The organism is Parabacteroides sp. PFB2-10 (genome assembly GCF_029893085.1).
In the GTDB taxonomy this organism is placed as follows: domain Bacteria; phylum Bacteroidota; class Bacteroidia; order Bacteroidales; family Tannerellaceae; genus QVMG01.
This window is the reverse complement of the sequence record NZ_JARXWI010000017.1, coordinates 62,450-69,542: the sequence shown is the minus strand read 5'-3', so window position 1 is coordinate 69,542 and position 7,093 is coordinate 62,450. Positions and strand designations below refer to the sequence as shown.

Here is a 7,093-nt window from a genome sequence, read left to right as displayed (position 1 = left end):
TACAAGTTCAAGTCCGTTGACTCAGAAAATATCTGTAACTAACTATATTTCAAATGTTTCAAAGAACGATTGCGAGTTTTTAGTGGACACTAATGACACATTTTTTTTAAAAAGGCATCCGCTTATGGATGCCTTTTTTCTTTTGAAAAGCAATTTTGGCTTTTGATAAAATAATAACTTGGATTCAACATTACTTGATTCCATTCACCTTTCAATCTTTTAGATAATCATTTGCAAATGAGGTGGCTAACTGCTCAAAATTAAAGTTGAAAAAACGGAGACCGTCTCATGATGAGACAATCTCCGTTACCAAATCATGCCGAATGCTACGGCTACCCCCTACAATTAAATATGCGTAATGGTTCTCTTATCAATTATAATAAAAATCTTTCAGTTCATTTTGTAAACGTTGACGGGCTACAAATATACGGCTCTTTACCGTTCCCATAGGGATGCCCATGATGTCAGAAATCTCATCGTATTTATATCCGCTAACAAACAGGGCGAAAGGCGTTTTCATATCTTCGCTTAAGCCTTCGATAGCCTGATTGATTTCGTTCATATCGATGCATCCTTCCGGAGAATCAAAACCAGAGTGACAGATCGTATCCACATTGTACACGTCAACACCCCCGTCGATAAGCGTATTGGAACGTACCACCCGGTTGTAGTTATTGATGAAAATGTTGCGCATAACGGTCATTACCCAACCCTTGAAATTCGTGTTATCCACAAATTTATCACGGTTATCGAGTACCTTCAGCGTGGTATCTTGTAATAAATCCATCGCTTCTTCTTTGTTTGCGGTTAAAGTCAGTGCAAAACTGAATAAATTGTCTTGCAATCCTACTAATTTTGTTTGAAATTGAACTTGTGTCATGTCTTTCCCTTAAAAATGCTGTTATTATAAAATCCCTTATTTCCCTTGATCTTATCGCTGATCGATATGCGAATGTAGAAAGAGCTTCAGAGGTGGAGAATTATTTTTTATTCTTTTTTGTTGAAAAATCGTAAGCTGTTGAATTTTCTTGATTCGATCGCATTTTTGAACAAGATTTACAACTCCTTCAAGTTGCAGATTTCAACATTTTCAACTTTGTGATTACAATTTTCAAGCAAGCGGGTGGGAGGGGTAAATATAAAAAATGTTTTTAGCGATTGAATTTCTGTTTATATGCTTATTTTTGCCTTATGTCGGCTAAGCGGTCTGCCACGACCGGCTATGTGTACAGTTTGTTTACTGTCAATCATAAAAATAGAGAAGAACCATGGAAACAAAAAAAGTGAATCGAAGAAACTTTCTCCGTATGTCGGCCGCAGCCGGTGCCGGAGCTTTACTGGCTCCGGGAGCCAAAGCGATGTCTCCTGATAAAATGGCAACTCATAAGAAAGCGGCTTTTCCGATGCGCAAACTTGGACGCTCAGGTATTCAATTGCCTATCCTGAGCATGGGGGTTATGCGTGCCGACAATCCGAATGTCGTACGAGCAGCCTATAATTCCGGCATCAAACATTTCGACACCGCGTATGGCTATCAGAACGGACGCAACGAAGAGATGCTGGGTAATTTCTTCAAGGATAAACCGCGTGACAGCTTTTGTGTCGCAACCAAAGGACGGACACGTCAATATCCTTATACCGATTCGTTTGAAAAAGAGTTCACAGATATGCTCGACCTGAGCCTTTCCCGCCTGCAGATGAAATATGTCGACTGGTATTACGTGCATGACCCCAAGAGCGTGGAAGAGATTAAAGATCCGCGCCTGGTTAATATCCTCAAGAAATTCAAGGAAGAGGGAAAGACTAAATATGTGGGCTTCTCTACGCATGCTAATAAACCGGAATATATCGACGCGGCTATCGAAGCGGGCATATACGATGTGATTCTGTTGAGTTATAATTTCAAGTTGGATAATCTGAAAGCAACCGACGAAGCATTGGCGCGCGGCGTAAAAGCGGGTATCGGATTTGTAGCAATGAAAGCCATGACCGGCGCAGTGGAAGATGCTGAAGGAAACAAGAAGATCAACGCGCAGGCCTGCCTGAAATGGGTATGGCAGAACGAAAATATCACTACAGCCATACCGGGATTCTCGAATTTCGACGAATTGGATGAGTGCCTGGCGGCGGCTGAAAACACCAAGTTGACCACCGGTGAAAAAGAATACCTGGCGGCTCTGTGTACACAGGAGGGGGTGTATTGCCAGCAATGTGGTAAGTGTCTGGAGCAATGTCCCGAGCATCTGCCCATTCCGGATATGATGCGTGCCTATATGTATGCCTACGGTTATAAGTATGCGCAGCTGTCGAAAGAGACCCTGGCGGATCTTTCGCTGCCGGAGAACCCGTGTGCCAATTGTGACTCCTGCAAAGTAACCTGTGCTTCGGGCTTTGATGTGTCGCGTAAAATTGCCGCTATCAATCCGGTGCGGAATATGCCTACTGAGTTTTTAAGTTAATCACCGCAAAGAAAAAGCTGATATGAGATATCGTTCGTATGTGTTAAGTATTATATCTATTCTATTCTTTTTTTCTCTCTCCGCGCAAACGCCTCAGGAGTTGAAGGCCTGGTTGCCCGCCATACCGGGTTGGGAAATCAACGAAGAGATAGAGGTGTTTGATCCGGATAATCTGTTTGACCGCATCAATGGGGCAGCGCCTCTTTTTATTGAGAACAATTTCCAGGAGATGACCAGTGCAGAATATAAAAAAGGAAGTGACTATATCACGTTGCAGATCTACCGACATGCTTCGCCCGAGGATGCCTTCGGTATGTATGCTTCCGAACGTTCTGCCGAATTGGCTCATTACCCGATCGGCGGCGAGGCGCAGGGCGATCCGACCAGTCTCTTCTTTTTTGCCGGTCATATATATGTAAAGATGTGGGCTACCTCGCAGGAAAATGTCGAAGCTGTATTGCATCAGATAGGAACCGGCCTGGCCGGACGTATCGATCCGAAGGCGGCTTATCCGGCGATTCTGCAACACTTCCCGGCGGAAGGGAAGCAGCCCTACTCCGAAGCCTATATCACCTCCAATTATATCGGGCATGAATTCCTGAAACAGATCTACCTGGCGAAATACGAACGGGAGGGAAAAGCCTTTCAACTGTTTGTGATCGATGGGAATTCTGCAGACGGAGCGAAGGATATCTTGACAAAATATTTCACCTTTGCCCGCCAGCCATTGGAGTTTGCGGAAGGCGCGCTCGTGATAAAGGATCGATATAACGGCGACATCCCTGCTATCTGGAAAGGGTGCTACATCGTGGCCGCCTATTCGGAAAATGGAGAAGCGATTGCAGGTGTAGAGGAACTACTGAAGTCTGTCGCGAAAAAATTGTAATAGAAGTAATATATAATAGTGTATGAGAAGAATAATTGTGTTTGTTTGGGTGTTGTTTGTTGTGGTTTCCTTTTCAGCCAAAGGGATTCGTGTTGGGGATGAGTCAAAACAGTTTACGATTATTGGAGAGATAAAAGGACTCGTTCCGGGTGATACTTTGTCGTTTGAAAAAGTTATTCTCCCTTATTATGGAGGAGAAAACGAAAAGGCATTCCAGGTGATTGTATCCGAACTAGACCGGTTTGTCTATTCCGGTAGCCATCCGCATACACAATATTATTATATGACCTATAAGCCACTGGTTGGAAAATGGCGGGGGCATAGTAAAGTCGCGTTGACAATGATCGTCGATGAAGGCGAGTTGCGTATCACCGGAACGACCGAACATATTTATTATTGCCGGTTACATAGCCGCATCTACGACGAGCCTTTATTGAAAGATATGTTGCAGTTGGATGACTCCGTGGGCATGCTACGTGCCGAATACGGAAAGATAATCGATGAAGCTCGGGAAGCGGGTGATATGGAGAGGGCGAAAGAGTATGTTAATAAATTCAACTTCTTCAGTCGGGATCATCAGGAAACCTATACTATTCTGAAACAGAAAAAGGCGGAATTAATGGAGAAGAATCCCTATTCCCAGTGGATGATCGTTGATCTTTTGCAACGGGTTTTCTATACGCCGCTGGAGGATTTGACGGCTTACATGGAGAAGATGGAACCGGAAGCGGCCGCCAGTTTTTACGGAAGCCTTTTGAAACAGGAGGTCGAAACCATGACAAGGCTGGCTCCGGGAAACGATGCGCCTGACTTTACCCTCACAACAGTGGATGGAAAACGAATCACTTCCGCCGATCTGCGTGGGAAATATGTATTATTCTATCGCTGGGGGCTTTGTCCGGGTTCGATCATGATCGACATACAGATAACGGAGTTCTATGAGAAATACAAAGAACATCTGATCCTGATAGGCATAACCGACGATATAGAGAGTATCCGTCAGTTGAATGAAAACACGGAAGAGGACGACGAACTTATGAACATAAAACTAAAACCGGTATTGGAAAACATGGTTGCTCACCCCTGGCCGGAGGTGGAACTCAAAGGAGATAACCATCAGATCACCGTCGATTTTGCTTTTGCCGGTCTGCCCTATTTTGTACTCCTCTCGCCCGAAGGGAAGATTCTTGTCCGCAATTTTAGCGAGGCATACTACGAGGCTAAGAAGATAATCAGCGCTGCCTTCCCGGATTAATCCAATTCAACGACCGTAACACCGGCTCCTCCGAACTGCACATGCTCGTCGTGGTAGCGGCGGATGCCGGGCACGGAATGCAGATAATCGCGAATCAATTGCCGGAGAATGCCCGTTCCTGTACCATGCAGGATGCGTATTTTCCCGGCGCCCACCTGGATCGCGTCGTCCACAAAGTAGGTGACGGCTTGCAACGCCTCGTCGCCACGCATACCGCGCACATCGATCTCTTGCTTGAAGTGGATCTTTTTCTCGTGCATACTGTCGGTCGTCTGGCTGCTGACAAAGGTGCTTTTCTGGATTTCCTTCTTGATTTGTCCTTTGCTTACCTTCTCCAACTGATCGAGCTTGACGGTACTCTTGATCATACCAAAGGCAACCATCGCCTGCTTGCCCTGCAATTCTAACACCGTTCCGGCAGAGGTTTGTCCGCGTAGGCGCACATTATCTCCAACAGCAATGACCTCTTTATTGAATTCCTGTTTGGCAGCAGCTTTCGGTTTCGCCTTCTTTCGCTCGTTTCGCTCTTTGATCTTCGCCATTTTATGGGCGATCTTATCGTTCTTTTCCTCCTCTTCAGCCGAAAGAACCGAGGCTTTGAACTCATCCAGTGCTTTGCGTGCCAGGCGGGTTTGTTCTTTCTCGGCCTGCGTCTCTTTGATCTGACGGATGGTATTTTCTATTTTGGCATTCGCTTCGGAGATAAGGTGCTGCGCTTCCGATTTAGCATCCCGCAAGATCTCCTTGCGTTGCTTGTTGATGGCTTCCAGATCCTCTTCGTAGCGAGAGGTAATATCTTCCAGTTTCTTCTCCTGCTGGCGGATATTCTGCCGTTTGCTCTCCCAATAGCGTTTGTCGCGGACAATATCCTGCAGGTATTTGTCCATATTCACATAGTCGGCTCCCACCTTTTCGGAGGCATCGGATATAATATCTTCGGGCAAACCGATCTTCCGCGCGATCTCGATGGCAAAAGAACTGCCCGGATTACCTATCGCCAGCTTGAACAAAGGCTGCATCTGATGGCGGTCGTACAGCATGGCGCCGTTGACTACCCCTTCGGCCTCCTCTGCAAAATGCTTGAGATTCTGGTAGTGTGTCGTGATCACCCCGAAGCTTTTCCGCCTATTAAAGCGATCGAGCAGGGCTTCGGCAATGGCTCCGCCGATCTGCGGCTCCGTGCCGCTACCGAATTCGTCGATTAACAATAGTGTCTTCGCCTGGCAGTTGCGCACGAAATTTTTCATATTTGTCAGATGCGAACTATATGTACTCAGGTCGTTCTCGATGCTCTGTTCGTCGCCAATATCGATAAAGAGGTTGTCAAACACCCCGGTATGCGAGTTCTCATAGAGCGGAATCAATAGACCACACTGCAACATATACTGCAATAAACCGACCGTTTTCAGGCAAACCGACTTCCCACCGGCATTGGGTCCCGAGATAATCAGTAAGCGTTGCTCTTCATTGAGTGTAATATCCAGCGGCACCACCTCTTTCCCCTGCTTTTTGTGCGAGAGATAGAGGAGCGGATGAATGGCATGGTACCATTCGACCTCCTGTTTGTCTTCCATTTGCGGGCGGATCGCATTGATCTGATCGCCCAATAATGCCTTGGCGCGTATGAAATCGATATCCCCCATAAACGAATAAGAATGAAGAATATCCTGGATATAGGGGCGTACCAGATTGGTGAACGCGGTCAGGATCTGTATGATTTCCCGGCGTTCTTCCCCTTCCAGTTCGCGGATACGGTTGTTGGCCTCGACCACCACTTCGGGTTCGATAAATACCGTTTTTCCACTCGCCGACTCATCGTGTACGATCCCTTTGATCTTGCGTTTATAGGCCGGCGCAACCGGTATCATCAACCGCCCGTCGCGCATGGTAGGCGCCACATCCTTATCGACCAAGCCTTCCGACTGTGCCGAGCGAAGGATTGACTGCAGGCTGCGAGAGATGCTGTTCATGGTCGACGCCATCTCTTTGCGGATGCGAGCCAGTTCGCTGGAGGCATTGTCTTTGATACGTCCGTATTTGTCGAGTATATGGTCGATCTGTGTGATCAGTTGCGGAAACACACTGATATTGCCCGCCAATGCCGAAAGGGCAGGGTAGGGCACTTCTGTATCCTCTTCGTCCGGTGGGCGAAGGAAACGAATAATTTCATGGATGGTCTGAAGCGAACGCTTGAGATCGAACAATTCTTTTTCGTCGAGCCAGGTCCCTTCCGGGCGAATGCGTTGCAAGGAATAGCGCACATCGAAGAAGTAGCTTGCCGGAAACTCCACATCGCCCCGCAGGATGCGCAGGAACTCATCGGTTTGTTGCAACCGGGTCGTGATGGTTTCGAAATCGGCAGAAAACTCCATGTCGTGCACGCGTTCTTCGCCGAGTGGACTCAAACATTTATCGGTAAGCAGACGACGGATAGAATCAAATCCTATCTTCTGCTCAAAATTATGTGGATATATCACGTGTGTAAATCCTCTT

At 46.7% G+C, this 7,093-nt stretch carries 5 protein-coding genes; 3 read left to right on the top strand and 2 right to left on the bottom strand.

Annotation, left to right across the window (positions count from 1 at the left end):
* Nucleotides 1–370 precede the first annotated feature (370 nt).
* Nucleotides 371–880, bottom strand: coding sequence for an RNA polymerase sigma factor (locus M2137_RS12705; RefSeq protein ID WP_280766822.1), 510 nt, complete (start codon nucleotides 878–880; stop codon nucleotides 371–373).
* 388 nt (nucleotides 881–1,268) lie between these two features.
* Between M2137_RS12705 and M2137_RS12700 the strand changes: the two genes are divergently transcribed.
* The 3 genes from M2137_RS12700 to M2137_RS12690 are packed head-to-tail and all read left to right on the top strand — an operon-like array spanning nucleotide 1,269 to nucleotide 4,600.
* Nucleotides 1,269–2,459: an aldo/keto reductase gene (locus M2137_RS12700; RefSeq protein WP_280766821.1), complete on the top strand. Its 1,191-nt coding sequence runs from the start codon at nucleotides 1,269–1,271 to the stop codon at nucleotides 2,457–2,459.
* A 22-nt stretch (nucleotides 2,460–2,481) separates the two neighbouring features.
* Nucleotides 2,482–3,345 (top strand): DUF6599 family protein, encoded by an 864-nt coding sequence (locus M2137_RS12695; protein WP_280766820.1) that lies wholly within the window; start codon nucleotides 2,482–2,484, stop codon nucleotides 3,343–3,345.
* A gap of 22 nt (nucleotides 3,346–3,367) precedes the next feature.
* On the top strand, nucleotides 3,368–4,600 hold the full coding sequence (locus M2137_RS12690; protein WP_280766819.1) for a redoxin domain-containing protein: 1,233 nt from the start codon (nucleotides 3,368–3,370) through the stop codon (nucleotides 4,598–4,600).
* On the opposite strand, the gene M2137_RS12685 is transcribed toward M2137_RS12690, so the two are convergent.
* Complete coding sequence (locus tag M2137_RS12685) at nucleotides 4,597–7,077, bottom strand: endonuclease MutS2 (RefSeq protein WP_280766818.1); 2,481 nt, start codon at nucleotides 7,075–7,077, stop codon at nucleotides 4,597–4,599. The two genes, M2137_RS12690 and M2137_RS12685, sit on opposite strands and share 4 nt — an antisense overlap.
* Between the last annotated feature and the right edge of the window lie 16 nt (nucleotides 7,078–7,093).

Excerpts from the sequence above, each read along its gene's own strand:
- M2137_RS12705 (WP_280766822.1), bottom strand. The coding sequence starts at position 880 with ATGACACAAGTTCAATTTCAAACAAAATTAGTAGGATTGCAAGACAAT.
- M2137_RS12700 (WP_280766821.1), top strand. The coding sequence starts at position 1,269 with ATGGAAACAAAAAAAGTGAATCGAAGAAACTTTCTCCGTATGTCGGCC.
- M2137_RS12695 (WP_280766820.1), top strand. The coding sequence starts at position 2,482 with ATGAGATATCGTTCGTATGTGTTAAGTATTATATCTATTCTATTCTTT.
- M2137_RS12690 (WP_280766819.1), top strand. The coding sequence starts at position 3,368 with ATGAGAAGAATAATTGTGTTTGTTTGGGTGTTGTTTGTTGTGGTTTCC.